This window comes from Ancylobacter mangrovi, assembly GCF_024752355.1.
GTDB lineage: Bacteria > Pseudomonadota > Alphaproteobacteria > Rhizobiales > Xanthobacteraceae > Ancylobacter > Ancylobacter mangrovi.
The window spans coordinates 1,054,853-1,069,517 of sequence record NZ_JANTHZ010000001.1; the positions used below are offsets into that span (position 1 = coordinate 1,054,853).

The following is a 14,665-nucleotide window of genomic DNA, read 5'->3' on the forward strand; positions in this document are numbered from 1 at the left end:
GCGCGCGGCGCGTCTCGCGCCATCGTCCCCCGTGTCGGCAAGCAAGGCCCCGGACCTGAGTATCATGGCAGACGCCCGATCGATTCCCCTGCTCTTCGGACGCGCCGGCATCGAGCTGAAACTGCCCGAGGCGGCGCGCCCGCAGATCATCCAGAAGGCGCACCTGCCCCGGCTGCCGGATGCTCGCGCAGCGCTGCAGGACGCGCTCGACACGCCCATCGACGCCCCCCCGCTGGCGGAGCTCGCGAAGGGCCGGGCCAGCGCCTGCATCCTCATCTGCGACATCACCAGGCCGGTGCCGAACGGGCTGTTCCTGCGGCCGATGATCGAGACGATGCACGCCGCCGGCATCCCGCTTTCCGCCATCACCGTGCTGGTCGCCACCGGCCTACACCGGCCGAACGAGGGCGCGGAGCTCGCCGAGCTGGTGGGTGACGACTGGGTGCTGGAGAATGTCACGGTCGCGAACCATTTCGCCCGCGACGCCGAGGCCCATGTCGACCTCGGCCCGACGCCGACGCGCGCGACGCCGGTCTTCATCGACCGCCGCTTCGTCGAGGCGGAGCTGCGCATCGCCACCGGCCTCGTCGAGCCGCATTTCATGGCCGGCTGGTCGGGCGGGCGCAAGGTGGTGGCACCGGGCGTCGCCGGCCACCAGACCATCCGCACCTTCCATTCGGCGCGGTTCATGGAGGACCCGCTGGCGGTCCAGTGCAATCTCGTCGGCAACCCGCTGCATGAGGAGCAGCTCGAGATCGTGCGCAAGATCGGCGAGATCTACGCGCTCAACACCGTGCTCGACGAGGACCGCAACCTGGTCCACGTGACCTTCGGCGAGATCATCGCGAGCCATCTGGCGGCGGTCGACTTCGTCACCTCCGCGACCCGCATCGAGATGCCGCGCAAGTTCAAGACCGTGGTCACCACCTCGGCCGGCTATCCGCTCGACAAGACCTACTACCAGACCGTCAAGGGCATGGTGACGCCGCTCGACATACTGGAGCCGGGCGGCACGCTGATCATCGCCTCGGAATGCTCGGAAGGCTTCGGCTCCGAGGAGTTCCGCGACGCGCAGGCGCGCCTGGTCGAGCTCGGGCCGGAGCGCTTCCTCGCCACCATCAGCGCCAAGTCGCTGGCGGACATCGACGAATGGCAGACCGAGATGCAGCTCAAGCCGATGCGGGTCGGCCAGATCCAGCTCTACACCACCGGGCTGACGCCGGAGGAACGGCGGCTGACGGCGGTTGAGATCGTGCCATCCCTCGCCGAGGCGGTGAGCGCCAGCATCGCCCGCCACAACGATCCGGCGGTCGCGGTGATCCCCGAAGGCCCCTATGTGGTGCCGGTCCACCGGGCATGATCCGGCGGCATGTGCATCTCGACGCGGTGGGCGGCATCGCCGGCGACATGTTCGTCGCCGCAATGCTCGACGCGCGGCCGGAGCTCACGGACCGCGTGATGGGCGACGTCGACGCCGTGCTGCCGCCGGGCGTCGGCAGGGCTCGGCTGGTGGACGGGCTGAGCGCCGGCATCCGCGTGCGAAGGCTGCTCTGGCAGGGCGAGCCGGACCATGTGGACGAACCTGCCCACGGCCACGAACGCCCGCATCCGCACGCAGCGGCCCACGGAAGCGCCCATGAGCGCGGCCGCACCCGCGGGCACGACCACGCGCATGGCAACCACGTGCACGGCGACCACCCACATGGCGACCACGCCGCCGACAGCGGCACCTTCGCCGAAATGCGGGCACGGATCGCCGCGGCCCCGCTTTCGGCCGGCACCGCCGAACAGGCGATCTGCATATTGACGGCGCTGGCCGAGGCGGAGGCACACGTCCATTGCATGCCGGTCGAGGACGTCCATTTCCACGAGATCGCCGACTGGGATTCGCTGCTCGACGTGGTGGCGGCCGGCAGCCTGATCGCAGTGCTGGGGGATGCGTCCTGGAGCGTGTCGGAGCTGCCGCTGGGCGGCGGCACGGTGAAGACGCGGCACGGCCTGATGCCGGTGCCGGCGCCCGCCACGGCGCGGCTGCTCGAAGGCTTCGCCTGGCGCGACGACGGCGTGGGCGGCGAGCGCGTGACGCCGACCGGCGCGGCCATACTGCGCCACCTGCGCGCCGGGCGGCAGCGTCCCGGCGGACGGCTCGCCGCGACCGGCACCGGGGCCGGCACGCGCGAGCTTCCCGGGATGCCCAACATCCTGCGGGCGATGGTGACGGAGGTTACGGAAGCCGTGGAGGCGCCGGCCGACGAGACGGTCGCCGAGCTCGCCTTCGACATCGACGACATGACCGGCGAGGAGATCGCAATCGCCGCTCAGCGGCTGCGCGAGATCGACAGCGTGCTGGACCTCTCCCTGGTTTCGCTGATGGGCAAGAAAGGCCGCCCGTTCAGCGGCTTCCGCCTGCTGGTGCGGCCGGACGCGCTGGACGATGTCGCCGCGCGCTGCCTCGTCGAGACGTCGACCATCGGCCTGCGCTGGCATATGGTGAGCCGGCGCCGGCTGGCGCGTGCCGCCCGCAGCGTCGCGACCGACGAGGGCCGGCTGCGGCTCAAGGAAGTGGTGCGCCCGGACGGACGCGTCACCCGCAAGGCGGAGAGCGACGACCTCGCGGCCCGCACGCTCGGCGAGCGGCGCGAGATCAAGCGCCGGATCGAGGACGAACCCGATGAGCGCTGAGGCGATCGAGCACCAGCTGGCGGCGGCGCTGGCCCGCCACGCGTGGCTGACGGTGGCGGTCAGCGGCGGCGTCGACAGCATGACGCTCGCGGCACTCGCGCAGGCCCATCGGCCGGCCGGCGCGACGCGGATGGTGCACGCCCTCTCCCCCGCAGTGCCGGCGGCGGCGACGGCGCGCGTGCGGGCGCGGGCGGCGCGCGATGGCTGGCGGCTCGAGGTGGTCGGCGCCGGCGAGTTCGAGGACCCGCGCTACCGCGCCAACCCGGTCGACCGCTGCTACTACTGCAAGACGCACCTTTATGACCGCATCCGCGAGCGGGTACCGGAAGGCGCCATCGCCTCGGGCGCCAATCTCGACGACCTCGGCGACTACCGGCCGGGGCTGACGGCGGCGGCCGAGCGCGGGGTGATCCATCCCTTTATCGAGGCCGGCATCGGCAAGGAACACATCCGGCTGCTGGCGCGCCGTCACGGGCTCGACGAGGTGGCCGAGCGGCCGGCCGAGCCGTGCCTGTCGAGCCGCGTCGAAACCGGCATCGCGATCAGCGCCGACGACCTCGCCTTCATCGAGCAGGCCGAAGCCTCGCTCGCCGCCGCGCTGCCCGCCAACGCGACCCTGCGCTGCCGCATGACGGCGCGCGGCGTGATGGTGGAGCTCGGCGAGGCCGCGCACATGCCCGCCGTCGACATCGTGCGCCGCCTGTGCGGCGAGGCGGGCCGCGCCTTCGCGGGGGTCCGGCCGTACCGACGGGGCAGCGCCTTCCTCGGAGCACCGGCATGAGCGAACCCGGCGGACCGCACATGGATGCCGACGCGCGCCGCGACCTGCGCATGGACTGGGAGCGCGAGGCCCGCACCGGCATGCCGGAGGCGGTGCTGTGCGAGCCCAAGAGCGCCGACCAGATCGACCGCATCGTCGCCGGCGCGAAGACGGCCGGCCGCGCCCTGCTGCTGACCCGGCTGTCGCCCGAGCACCACGGCCTGCTGGCGGCGCAGACCCGGGCGGCGCTCGATTACGACGCGCTCTCCGCCACCGCCATCGTGCCGGCGGCGCACGGACCGGCGGCGCTCATTCCCGGCATCGGCATCGTCGGCGCCGGCAGCTCGGATGCACCCGTGGCGCGCGAGGCAGCGCGCACGCTGACCTTCTGCGGCTTCGCCGCGCCGACCATCCTCGACGTCGGGGTCGCGGGCATCGACCGGCTGCTCGTCAACCTGCCGCAGATCCGCTCCTTCGACGTCGTCATCTGCGTGGCGGGCATGGAGGGCGCGCTGTTCAGCGTGCTCGCCGGCCTCGTCGAGGCGCCGGTGATCGCGGTGCCGACCTCGGTCGGCTACGGCGTCGCCGCAGGGGGCACGCTGGCGTTGCACAGCGCGCTCGGCGGCTGCGCCCCCGGCGTGGTCGCGGTCAACATCGACAACGGTTTCGGCGCCGCGGCCGCCGCCATCAAGATCATGAAGCGCACCCGCCGCGCCCTCGATGCCGCGCCGACCGACCGCACGGAGACGGCCGCGAGATAGGGCAGGCCCCGGCCGCCGGCCGCTAACTTCGGAAAAAATCGCCCGCCGGGGCACGGAATGTCGAATGCGAGACATTCCGGGGCCGCCGGCCGCGCTAGAAAACCGATTCGCCATCGGTGCCCGCGCGCCGGTGGCGCGTCGTCCGCCGCGCGAAACGCACCTGCGAGCCGCAGGCTCGCACGGCCCCGAGCGTGGCGGCGCCGCCGCACGACCGAGGTGATCTCCTTGAAGACCGATCCGCTTTCCGACTCCGGCACCGCGGCCGGGACCCCGCCCCCTGTGCCGAACGCAAGAGCGCTGACCTATCTCGTCGCCTCGGCCCTGTTCATGGAGAATCTCGACGGCACGATCCTCGTGACCGCGCTGCCGGCGATGGCCCGCTCCTTCGGCGTCCATCCGGTCGATCTCGGCATCGGGGTCTCGGCCTATGTGCTCACGCTGGCGATGCTGATCCCGCTGAGCGGCTGGCTCGCCGAGCGCTTCGGCAGCCGGCGCATCTTCACCTCCGCGATCATGATCTTCACCGCCGCCTCGATCCTGTGCGGGCTGAGCGAGAGCCTGCTCACCTTCACCCTCGCGCGCGTCCTGCAGGGGGTAGGCGGCGCGATGATGGTGCCGATCGGCCGGCTGGTGGTGCTGCGCGTCACCGACAAGCGCGACCTGATCTGGGCGATCACCACCATCACCTGGCCGGGGCTGGTGGCGCCGATCCTCGGGCCGCCGGTGGGCGGGCTCATCACCATGCACTTCTCATGGCACTGGATCTTCTATCTGAACGTGCCGCTCGGCATCGTCGCGGTCATGATCGCGCTGCGGCTGATGCCGCGCGGGGAGACGGTGACGCCGCGCCCCTTCGATGCGCTCGGCTTCGTGCTCACCGGCGTCGCCTGCTTCTGCCTGCTCTACGCGGTGGAACTCGTCAGCAATGGCCGGCCGGCGGGGATGGTGCTCGGGCTGATGGTGGCGATCGGCCTCGTCACCGGCTTCCACGCCGTCGCCCATGCCCGGCGCCACCCCTTCCCGCTGCTCGACCTCTCGGCGTTGACGATCCGCAGCTATGCGGTAGCGCTGCGCGGGGGCTCGCTGGTGCGGGCGGCGATCCAGGCGGTGCCGTTCCTGCTGCCACTGATGTTCCAGGTCGGCTTCGGGCTCGACCCGCTGGAATCGGGCATGCTGGTGCTCGCCGTGTTCGCCGGCAACCTCGTCATGAAGCTGGTGACCACGGCGATCCTGCGCCGCTTCACCTTCCGTTCCATCCTGCTGGTGAACGGCACGCTGAACGCGCTCGCGATCGGCGCCTGCGCGCTGATCTCGGCCGAGACGCCGCTGATCGTCACCGTGCTCCTGATGTTCGTGAGCGGGGTGACGCGCTCGGTGCAGTTCACCACCCTCAACACGCTGTCCTTCGTCGATGTGAGGCCGGAACAGATGAGCGGCGCCAACACGCTGTTCAACGTGCTGCAGCAGATGGCGCTCGGCATGGGGGTGGCGCTCGCGGTGCTGGCGCTGCGGCTCGCCGGGCTGGTGGACCCGGCCGCCGAAGGCGTGGTGCCGGTCACCCATTTCCAGATGGCGTTCGCCATGATCGGCGTGGTCGCGCTCATCGGCACGCTCGACGCGCTGCGGCTCGACCCGAAGACCGGCGAGGCGGTGCGGCGCCGGAGCTGAGCAACGAACCTCCATAATGAAAGGGCCGGACGGCAGTTCGCCGTTCCGGCCCTTGTTACGTTTCGTACCTGAATGACGCCACGGAGCGCCCGGGGGATGGATCGCCCCCGGGCGGCCGGCGTCAGACCTCGGGCGAGACCGCCGCGGCGCCGATGTCGCCCTTCTGCGGCGCGCGCAGCACCAGCAGCAGCGGCACCACCAGCACCGCGCCGAAGGCGAGCGCGAGCAGGCCGTCCTCGAAGCTGCCCGTGGTCTCGCGCAGATAGCCCATCACATAGGGCCCGACCACGCCGCCCAGATTGGCGATCGAGTTCACCGCCGCGATGGCGGTCGCCAGCGCCGCGCCGGTGAAGAAGCGATGCGGGATGGCCCAGAACGGCGCGAGATAGCCGAACATGAAGAAACCCGCCGCGATCAGCGCCGCCATCTTGGCCACCGGATCGGGGAACAGGGTGGAGAGCGCCAGGCAGATCGCCACGGCCGAGATGGCGATGGCGACGAAGCCGCGCCGGTTGCCGGTGCGGTCCGAGATGTAGCCGAAGAACAGGATGCCGCACACCGCCGCGACCGAGGGCAGCGCGGTGACGAAGCCGACCTGCATGTTGGTCAGGCCGAAGCCCTTGATGATCTGCGGCAGGAAGAAGTTGACGCCGTAATTGATGATGACCGCGCCGAAGCAGATCAGGCCGAGCGAGAGCACGCGCACGTCCTTCAGCACCGCGAGGATGCCGTGGCCGTGCCCGCCGGCGACGGCATCGGCCTCGCCCGCCATGCGCCGGGTGAGCCAGTCGCGCTCTTCGCGCGTCAGGAACTCGGCCTCGGACGGGCTGTTGCGCAGCATGACGTAGAGGACGAACGACATCACGATCGTGGGGAGCGATTCGAGGATGAACAGCCACATCCAGCCCTTCAGCCCGAGCAGCCCGTCCATCGCCAGGAACATGCTGGAGACCGGCGCGCCGATGACCGAGGAGAGCGGGATGGAAAGCCAGAAGATGCTACCCATGCGCGCGCGATACTTGGCCGGGAACCAGAGCGACATGAAGTAGACGATGCCGGGATAGAGGCCGGCCTCGGCGATGCCGAGCAGGGCGCGCAGGATGTAGAAGCTCATCTCGCCGCGCACGAACACCATCATCAGCGAGATGATGCCCCAGGTGAACATGATGCGCGCGAGCCAGATCCGTGCGCCGACCTTGGCCAGGATGATGTTGGACGGCACCTCGGTGAGCACATAGGTGAGGAAGAAGATGCCGGCGCCGAAGCCATAGGCGGCGGCGGAAAGGCCGATATCCGCATTCATCGTCAAGGCGGCGAAACTGACGTTCACCCTGTCGAGATAGGCGAGGAAGGCCGACCCCACGAGCAGCGGAACGAACCGCCACGCGACTTTGCTGATAACCACCTTTTCTTCAACCACGTGCATCCTCCCAGACGCTGTTTTTCCCGCTGCGGCTCATGGGGCCGCGCTTCAACCATGCGGTCGCGATCGTCTCCTTAAGTGACGCAACGTCACCTTGATGATCTGCTGGTTTGTTCTGTGAAACCGGGGCCGGACCACTGTGCGCCGCGGACCCGGAACGACCGACTCGAGCCTGCAAGCCGATACGGCTCGCCGAGGCTTGCTTGACAGCTTGCGGCCTATTAGTACTATGATATTAAAAGAATGCAAGAGCCAAAAAGCCGCCATGAATACCGCAGCGGAATGCCGTTTCGGCAGACGATGGGAGGGCCACCGATGACCGCCGATCTCCATGCGCCCTGCCCGCCGGCTTCACCTCATCCGCGCACGCACCGCGCCCGTGTGCCGGGCACCTGCCGGCCGCGCTCCTCGCCCGCCTAGGTCCGCGATGCCCGTCGCCGGTGAGGTCGACCCTCCCGGCTGCGAGCTATGGCCGAGGCGCCCATCCCGTTCGGCCCCGTCGCCGAAACCGTCCATTTGCCGGCAAACATGAATCATGACCGACGCGCCCGGCCGCCCTCGAGGCCCGCGCCCGTCAGCCGTACCGCCCGCGCCTCGTGCCGGCGGTATGGCGAGAGGAGGAAAGCATGAGCGAACCCTACGTCTACCGCGGCGCGACCTACCGTGACCCGGCGGCGCTTGCCGAATGGCTTGCCGGAACGCCGCCAGAGGAGGCGTTGGAGCCGCAGCTGGCGATCGTCGACCCGCACCATCACATCTGGGAAAATTCCAAGCGTGGGCGCTACCTGCTCCACGAGTTCCTCGCCGACGTAAACGAGAGCGGCCACGACGTGCGCCGGACCGTGTTCGCCGAGTGCGAGGCCATGTACCGCGCCGACGGGCCGGAGCCGTTCCGCCCGGTCGGCGAGGTCGAGTTCGTGCGCGGCGTCGCGGCGATGAGCGCTTCCGGCCAGTATGGCCCGCTCCGCGTCGCCCACCGGATGATCGGCCATGCCGACCTCACGCTCGGCGGGGCGGTGCGCGAGGTGCTGGAGGCGGAGATCGACGCCGGCGGCGGGCGGCTCAGCGGCATCCGCGTCTGTGCCGCCTGGGACGGGCACCACGAGGAGATCGGCCGCTACGTCGCCCATCAGGTGCCGCCCGGGCACCTGCTCAACCCGGCCCTCCACGAGGGCGCGGCGGTGCTGGCCGAGCTCGGGCTGAATTTCGAGACCTGGGTGTTTTTCCACCAGCTTCCCGACGTGATCGCACTGGCGCGGGCGGTGCCGCAGGCGACCATCATCGTCGACCATGTGGGCGGGCCGATCTGCGTCGGGCCCTATGCCGGCCGCCGGCAGGAGCTGTTCGAGGTCTGGCGCGGCCATATGCGCGAGCTCGCCACCTGCAGCAATGTCCATGTGAAGCTCGGCGGCCTCGGCATGCTGCATTTCGGCTTCGACTTCCAACTGCGCGACGTGCCGCCGCCCTCCACGGAGCTCGCGGCAGCCTGGCGTCCCTATATGGAAACCGCGATCGAGGCGTTCGGGGTCGAGCGGGCGATGTTCGAGAGCAACTTCCCGGTCGACAAGCAGTCCTGCCGCTACGGCACGCTGTGGAACGCGCTCAAGCGCATTGCCGGCAATGCATCGGCGAAGGAGAAGGAGGCGCTGTTCGCCGGCACCGCCTCGCGCGTCTACCGGCTGTGAGCGAGGGGGCGAGGCCGCGCGGGGATTCCGGCGCGGTCCCGCCCGCTACGGATCCGGAGCGGCGAAGCGGCGAAGCGCGTCCCGATCGACCTCGATGCCGAGGCCCGGGCCAGTCGGCACCTCGACCCAGCCGCCGTGCTGAACCAGCGGCTCGGTGATGACGGCATGACGGAACGGGTGCTCGGAACGGTCCATCTCCAGCAGCGGCTCGCGCGGGCGCAGGCGCGCCGGCGTATGCGGCACCGAGGCGAGAAGCTGCAGGGCCGCGGCCATGCTGATGCCGCTGCCCCAGACATGGGGGATGTAGCGGATGCCGAAGGCGGTCGCCATGTCGGCGATCTTCTTGCATTCGGACAGGCCCCCCGCCGCGCCGGTGTCGGGCTGCACGATGTCCATGGCGCGCGAGGTGAAGATGTTGATGAAGCCCCAGCGCGTATAGTCGCATTCGCCGCCGGCGACCGGGATCGGCTGGCCAAGCTTCACCTCGTGATAGCTGGCGAGGTCCTCGGGCACGACCGGCTCCTCGAACCAGGCGATGTTCTGGTCGGCGACGCGGCGCCCGAGCTGGATCGCCTCGATCGCGTCATAGGCGTGGTTGGCGTCGAGCATGAGCTGGCGCCCCGGCCCGATCAGGTCGCGCGTGGCGCGGATGAGCTCGATATCCTCCTCGAAGTCGATGCCGATCTTCAGCTTCACCCCCTCGAAGCCCTCGTCGAGCCGCTCGCGCACCTCCTCGAGGATGTACTCGAACACGTCGCCTTCGTCGCGGCGGTAGGTGCCGGTGGCATAGGCCTGGATGCGGGTGCGCATCGGCCCGCCCATCAGCCGGTGGACCGGCACGCCGAACGCCTTGCCCTTGATGTCCCACAGCGCGATGTCGACGCCGCTGAGGCCGCTGATGACGAGGCCCTTCTGTCCCTGGTCGCGGAAGCGGTTGTAGAGGTTCTGCCAGATCACATCGGTGGCGATCGGGTCGGCGCCGATCAGCAGGTCGCGGAAGACGTTGACGACGGCGGCGTTGGGCCGCGCCGGCCCGAAGCATTCACCCCAGCCGACGAGGCCGGTATCGGTGACGATCTCGACGATGCAGGACTTGCGCACCGTCGTGCGGTCGACCGACCAGCCGAAGGGCTGCTCCAGCGGCGCCTCGAGCACATGGGTGCGAAGCTCGGCGATTTTCATGGTCTGATCCTTGTGGCCAGCAGGTCAGTCGCCAAGGCTCAGCGTGCCGAAGCCGTCGACCGCGATGGAAGCGGAGGTCGCGGGAAGCGCGATCGGTGTCGGCTTGACCAGCGAGCCCGCGAGCACGATCTCGCCGGCGCCGAGCGTCAGCCCGTGCGAGCCAAGCTTGCCGACCAGCCAGCGCAGCGCCTCCAGCGGGCGCAGCGCGTCGGCGGTGTTGCCGCGCACGACCTCGCCGTCGATCTCGATCAGGCCGGCAAGGTCGTCACCGATGACCTCCTGCCAGCCGGGCCGGGGCGCCCGCAGCACGAAGGCCGAATGGAAGAAGTCGTCGGTGAGGATGGTCGGGATGCCGACGTTCAGGGGCTGGCCGTAGCGGTTGTCGACGATCTCGCAGGCGAGATGCGCCGAGCCGATGGCCGCGCACAGCGCCTCGTCGGACAGGTCGTCGCCGGCGCGCAGCTCGGCGGAGGTGATGAAGGCGATCTCGCACTCGACGGAGGGCGCGACCAGCGGCAGGCTCAGCGCCTCGTCGAGGCTCGGCTTGTGCGTCAGGTCGTAGATGCCGGCATAGGCCGGCTCGGAAAGGCCGAGCGCGCGCTGGCCGTCGGCGGCGATGGAGGCGATCTTGTAGCCGACGCGGCGGATGCCGGCCTGCGCGAGGGCGTCATGCACCTCGCGCTGGACGCGGTAGCCGGCTTCTTCGTCCGGGGGGCGCCGATCCTCGGGGAAGCGATACCAGCGTGCTCGGTGCGTGCGCACCTCCACGAGCCCGGCGCGGTCATGTGTGGTGAGACTGGCCAACATACTCGATCCAAATTCGACGGGAGAGCGCGAGCGCCGGGCGTCCGCCGCCCGGCCCGCTCCCGCCGGCGGGGTCGGACGTCGTGATCGGTCGCATCACGAGGACCTGTTCAGGATGCGCTCGCCGGAACGGCAGATCGGTTGCACGGCCGGCAAGCCATTAAATAGTACGATATGATTTTTGTGGGAGCAAGTCAACGCGATGGGGGCGTATGGTGAGCCGGCGGGACGGCGCCATCGCCTTCGCGCGCCGCAGGCGGGCCTGGATGCGGCGCGCGAAGGCGCGCGCCCAGGGTTCCGGTCGTCGGGTTCGGAAGGCGGTCCAGCCGGGGCCGAATCCCGGGGCCGAAACCGCTACGGGGATTATGCCAGCTTGACGCGTATACAAAATTCAAGTAGTATTATCATATGGATAGAATGACACGCGCCACCGACCGCTCGCTGAAACGGAACCTTCGGGAGCAGGTCGTCGACGAGATCGGCGGGGACATCGTCTCGGGCCGCCTGAAGCCCGGCGACTTCCTGCCGAGCGAGGAGGTGCTGCTCGGCCGCTACAATGTGAGCCGGACCGTGCTGCGCGAGGCACTGAACGTGCTGGCCGGCAAGGGCATACTCGACGCGCGTCCCAAGCGCGGCACCATCGTGCGCCCCCGCAACGAGTGGAGCCAGCTCGATCCCGTGGTGCTCGGCTGGCAGCGGGCCCAGCGCGGCACCCCGGCCTCCGACGACGGGCGCGACGCGCTGATGGAGGTGCGGCGCATCGTCGAGCCGGGCGCGGCCGCGCTCGCCGCCCGGCGCGGCACCGAGGAGGACTTCGCCGCCATCGAGGAGGCTTATGCGGCGATGGAGAAGGCCGGCGATTCGCCCGAGGACTTCATGGCGGCGGACCTCGCCTTCCACACCGCCTGCCTCTATGCCAGCAAGAACGACTTCCTGGCGCCCATCGCCCACGCCATCCGCTCGGAGATGATGGCCTCGCTGCGGATCACCAACCGCGACCCCGAGACCAACCGCACCATCTCGCTGCCGCTGCACAAGGCGATCCTCGACGCGATCGTCGCCCGCGATCCCGAAGCGGCGGCCACGGCCATGCGCCGTCATCTCGACGATACCGAACGCCGCCGCTCGCAGTCGCGCGCAGCCGGCTGAACGCGGCAAAGGCGGCGGTTCCCGACACACGCGCCGCCGAACGCGCCTTGTGTTTATGGATATAATAGTATTTATTGGCGCCGAATTCAGCCCGCGAAGAGGCGCCGTTTCATGCAGGTCAATCACATCAATCTCGAGGGCCGGGTCGCCGTCATCACCGGCGCCGCCCAGGGTATCGGCTTCGCCGTCGCCTCGCGCTTCCTCGCCTCCGGCGCCAGCGTCGCTATTTGGGACATCAACGAGACCGCCCTCGCCCCGGCGGCGGAAGCGCTCGGCAATTCCGAGGCGGTCGCCACCCGTCAGGTCGACATCGCCGACTATGAGAGCGTGACGCGGGCGACGCAGGCGACGCTCGAGCGCTTCGGCCGCATCGACATACTGATCAACAACGCCGCCCTGGTCGGCCCCAACGCCAAGGTCGCCGACTATCCGCTCGACGCCTGGCGGCAGGTGATCGACGTCGACGTCAACGGCACCTTCCATTGCTGCCGGGCCGTGGTGCCGGTCATGCTCGGGCAGGATTACGGGCGCATCGTCAACATCGCCTCGATCGCCGGCAAGGAGGGCAATCCCACCGCCGCGGCCTACAGTTCGGCCAAGGCGGCGGTGATCGCGCTCACCAAGTCGCTCGGCAAGGAGGTTGCCGACGCGAACGTGGCGGTGAACTGCGTGACGCCGGCCGTGGCGCGCACGCCGGGCGCGATGGAGCAGGCGCCCGAGCATATCGCCTACATGCTCGGCAAGATCCCGCGCGGCCGCTTCCTCGAGCTCGACGAGGCCGCCGCCATGATCGCCTGGCTCGCCAGCGAGGAGAACTCCTTCACCACCGGAGCGGTGTTCGATCTCTCCGGCGGCCGCGCGACCTACTGAGCGGGCGGGCCGGTGGCTGAGGCGCGCATTCCCTGGCCGACCCTGCGGCGCCCGCTGGTCGCCATCCTGCGCGGCATCGCGCCGTCCGAGACGCCGGCGGTCGTCGGCGCGCTGGTCGAGGCGGGCTTCGAGGCGATCGAGGTGCCGCTCAATTCGCCGGACCCGTTCACCTCCATCGCCGCCGCCGCGCGGATCGCCCCGCCGGGCTGCCTGATCGGCGCCGGCACGGTGCTCGACGTCGAGGAGGTCGACCGGCTCGCCGAGGCCGGCGGGCGGCTGCTGGTCAGCCCGAACGTCGAGCCGGCCGTGCTCGCGCGCGCCGGCACGCATGGCATGGTGACGATGCCGGGCGTATTCTCCCCCACGGAGGCGCTGGCGGCGGCCCGCGCCGGGGCCTCCATGCTCAAGTTCTTTCCGGCCAGCGTGCTCGGCCCTTCGGGGATCGCCGCCATCCGCGCCGTGCTGCCGCCCGGCCTCGGCATCGCCGCCGTGGGCGGCGTGTCGGAGACGAATTTTGCCGACTATGGAAAAGTCGGCATCCGCGCCTTCGGGCTCGGCTCCAGCCTTTACGCACCTGGCCTCGACACGCGCGAGATCGCCGCGCGCGCCCGCCGCGTGATCGACGCCTATGACCGCGTGTTCGGCCCGGCCTGAACGCGCGCGCGGGCCGGGTCCGCGAGACCAATCAAACGAGAGAGGCACGCCCATGAGCGTATTGGTGGGAAGCGGTGAGTACACCTACCGCGTCGAGGAAGGCTGGGGGAAGCTGCCCGAGGGCTGGTCGCTGGGCGATGTCGGCGGCGTGGCGGTGGACCGGCAGGACCGCGTCTACGTCTTCAACCGCGGCGGCCATCCGATGGTGATCTTCGACCGCGAGGGTAATTTCATCAAGTCGTGGGGCGAAGGCAGATTCGTGCGCCCGCACAGCATCTGCATGGGGCCGGACGACACCGTCTACTGCGTCGACGAGGGCAGCCACGCGGTCTATCAGTGCACGCTCGACGGCGAGGTGCTGATGACGATCGGCACCCCGAACCAGCCGGGCGAGGAGTTCAGCGGCGCACCGTTCAACCGGCCGACCCAGGTGGCCCTGTCGCCCGAGGGCGACATCTACGTCGCCGACGGCTACGGCAATGCGCGCGTGCACAAATACACCGCCAAAGGCGAGCACATCCTCTCCTGGGGCGAGTACGGCACCGACGAGGGCCAGTTCAACATCGTCCACAACATCTGCTGCGACGCGAGCGGCCTCGTCTATGTGGCCGACCGCGAGAACCACCGTGTGCAGGTGTTCCACCCGGACGGGCGCTTCAAGACCCAGTTCGTCAACCTGCACCGCGCCTGCGGCCTGTCGATGCAGAACCCCGAGGACCCGGTCTTCTTCGTCGGCGAGCTCGGCCCGTTCCTCGCCATCAACCGGCTCTATCCGAACATCGGGCCGCGGGTGAGCGTCCTCGACAGGAACGGCAGGCTGCTGGCGCGGCTCGGCGGCTTGCGCGCGGGGACCGAGCCCGGCACTTTCATCGCGCCGCATACGGGGGCGACGGATTCGCATGGCGATCTCTATATCGGCGAGGTCTCCTTCTCGGCCTGGATCCCGGTGTTCCAGACCCAGCGCCCGGCCTTCGTGCGCAGCCTGCAGAAGTTCACCCGGGTGCCGGCGGCCGCCTGAACGCCGCCG

General features: G+C 69.9%; 13 protein-coding genes. 10 read left to right on the plus strand and 3 right to left on the minus strand.

The genetic code is table 11. The features are described from left to right. Positions 1 to 64 precede the first annotated feature (64 nt). The 5 genes from NVS89_RS04940 to NVS89_RS04960 all read left to right on the plus strand — a co-directional run bounded on the left by NVS89_RS04940 (position 65) and on the right by NVS89_RS04960 (position 5,871). Positions 65 to 1,360, plus strand: coding sequence for a nickel-dependent lactate racemase family protein (locus tag NVS89_RS04940; RefSeq protein ID WP_258731382.1), 1,296 nt, complete (start codon positions 65 to 67; stop codon positions 1,358 to 1,360). Further along, complete coding sequence (gene larC, locus NVS89_RS04945) at positions 1,357 to 2,682, plus strand: nickel pincer cofactor biosynthesis protein LarC (protein ID WP_258731383.1); 1,326 nt, start codon at positions 1,357 to 1,359, stop codon at positions 2,680 to 2,682. Before NVS89_RS04940 ends, larC begins: the two co-directional genes overlap by 4 nt. After that, positions 2,672 to 3,463, plus strand: a complete 792-nt coding sequence (larE, locus tag NVS89_RS04950; protein ID WP_258731384.1) for an ATP-dependent sacrificial sulfur transferase LarE — start codon at positions 2,672 to 2,674, stop codon at positions 3,461 to 3,463. The genes larC and larE overlap by 11 nt, the downstream gene beginning before the upstream one ends. Next, positions 3,460 to 4,203, plus strand: a complete 744-nt coding sequence (gene larB / locus NVS89_RS04955; protein WP_258731386.1) for a nickel pincer cofactor biosynthesis protein LarB — start codon at positions 3,460 to 3,462, stop codon at positions 4,201 to 4,203. The genes larE and larB overlap by 4 nt, the downstream gene beginning before the upstream one ends. 279 nt (positions 4,204 to 4,482) lie before the next feature. After that, positions 4,483 to 5,871: an MFS transporter gene (locus NVS89_RS04960; RefSeq protein ID WP_258731388.1), complete on the plus strand. Its 1,389-nt coding sequence runs from the start codon at positions 4,483 to 4,485 to the stop codon at positions 5,869 to 5,871. A 121-nt stretch (positions 5,872 to 5,992) separates the two neighbouring features. Here the strand turns inward: NVS89_RS04960 and NVS89_RS04965 are convergent, their stop codons facing one another. After that, positions 5,993 to 7,276, minus strand: a complete 1,284-nt coding sequence (locus NVS89_RS04965; protein ID WP_258731389.1) for an MFS transporter — start codon at positions 7,274 to 7,276, stop codon at positions 5,993 to 5,995. A 644-nt stretch (positions 7,277 to 7,920) separates the two neighbouring features. Between NVS89_RS04965 and NVS89_RS04970 the strand changes: the two genes are divergently transcribed. Further along, positions 7,921 to 8,979, plus strand: coding sequence for an amidohydrolase family protein (locus tag NVS89_RS04970; protein ID WP_258731390.1), 1,059 nt, complete (start codon positions 7,921 to 7,923; stop codon positions 8,977 to 8,979). A gap of 45 nt (positions 8,980 to 9,024) precedes the next feature. On the opposite strand, the gene NVS89_RS04975 is transcribed toward NVS89_RS04970, so the two are convergent. Further along, positions 9,025 to 10,161, minus strand: coding sequence for a mandelate racemase/muconate lactonizing enzyme family protein (locus NVS89_RS04975; RefSeq protein ID WP_258731391.1), 1,137 nt, complete (start codon positions 10,159 to 10,161; stop codon positions 9,025 to 9,027). A gap of 24 nt (positions 10,162 to 10,185) precedes the next feature. Next, a complete protein-coding gene (locus NVS89_RS04980; protein ID WP_258731392.1) occupies positions 10,186 to 10,968 on the minus strand; it encodes a 2-keto-4-pentenoate hydratase in 783 nt (260 codons plus the stop codon). A 414-nt stretch (positions 10,969 to 11,382) separates the two neighbouring features. Between NVS89_RS04980 and NVS89_RS04985 the strand changes: the two genes are divergently transcribed. The 4 genes from NVS89_RS04985 (at position 11,383) to NVS89_RS05000 (ending at position 14,656) form a co-directional block, all read left to right on the plus strand. Beyond that, positions 11,383 to 12,114, plus strand: a complete 732-nt coding sequence (locus NVS89_RS04985) for a FadR/GntR family transcriptional regulator (protein WP_258731394.1) — start codon at positions 11,383 to 11,385, stop codon at positions 12,112 to 12,114. A gap of 111 nt (positions 12,115 to 12,225) precedes the next feature. Continuing rightward, entirely contained in the window at positions 12,226 to 12,984 is a 759-nt protein-coding gene (locus tag NVS89_RS04990; RefSeq protein WP_258731395.1) for an SDR family NAD(P)-dependent oxidoreductase, read from the plus strand. A 12-nt stretch (positions 12,985 to 12,996) separates the two neighbouring features. Next, positions 12,997 to 13,638, plus strand: a complete 642-nt coding sequence (locus NVS89_RS04995; protein ID WP_258731396.1) for a 2-dehydro-3-deoxy-6-phosphogalactonate aldolase — start codon at positions 12,997 to 12,999, stop codon at positions 13,636 to 13,638. 52 nt (positions 13,639 to 13,690) lie between these two features. After that, complete coding sequence (locus NVS89_RS05000) at positions 13,691 to 14,656, plus strand: peptidyl-alpha-hydroxyglycine alpha-amidating lyase family protein (RefSeq protein ID WP_258731397.1); 966 nt, start codon at positions 13,691 to 13,693, stop codon at positions 14,654 to 14,656. The last annotated feature ends 9 nt before the right edge of the window (positions 14,657 to 14,665 follow it).

What these genes read in the sequence shown, in the direction of transcription:
- NVS89_RS04940 (WP_258731382.1), top strand. Translation starts at nt 65, where the DNA reads ATGGCAGACGCCCGATCGATTCCCCTGCTCTTCGGACGCGCCGGCATC.
- NVS89_RS04975 (WP_258731391.1), bottom strand. Translation starts at nt 10,161, where the DNA reads ATGAAAATCGCCGAGCTTCGCACCCATGTGCTCGAGGCGCCGCTGGAG.
- NVS89_RS04990 (WP_258731395.1), top strand. Translation starts at nt 12,226, where the DNA reads ATGCAGGTCAATCACATCAATCTCGAGGGCCGGGTCGCCGTCATCACC.
- larC (WP_258731383.1), top strand. Translation starts at nt 1,357, where the DNA reads ATGATCCGGCGGCATGTGCATCTCGACGCGGTGGGCGGCATCGCCGGC.
- NVS89_RS04970 (WP_258731390.1), top strand. Translation starts at nt 7,921, where the DNA reads ATGAGCGAACCCTACGTCTACCGCGGCGCGACCTACCGTGACCCGGCG.
- NVS89_RS05000 (WP_258731397.1), top strand. Translation starts at nt 13,691, where the DNA reads ATGAGCGTATTGGTGGGAAGCGGTGAGTACACCTACCGCGTCGAGGAA.
- larB (WP_258731386.1), top strand. Translation starts at nt 3,460, where the DNA reads ATGAGCGAACCCGGCGGACCGCACATGGATGCCGACGCGCGCCGCGAC.
- NVS89_RS04985 (WP_258731394.1), top strand. Translation starts at nt 11,383, where the DNA reads ATGACACGCGCCACCGACCGCTCGCTGAAACGGAACCTTCGGGAGCAG.
- NVS89_RS04980 (WP_258731392.1), bottom strand. Translation starts at nt 10,968, where the DNA reads ATGTTGGCCAGTCTCACCACACATGACCGCGCCGGGCTCGTGGAGGTG.
- larE (WP_258731384.1), top strand. Translation starts at nt 2,672, where the DNA reads ATGAGCGCTGAGGCGATCGAGCACCAGCTGGCGGCGGCGCTGGCCCGC.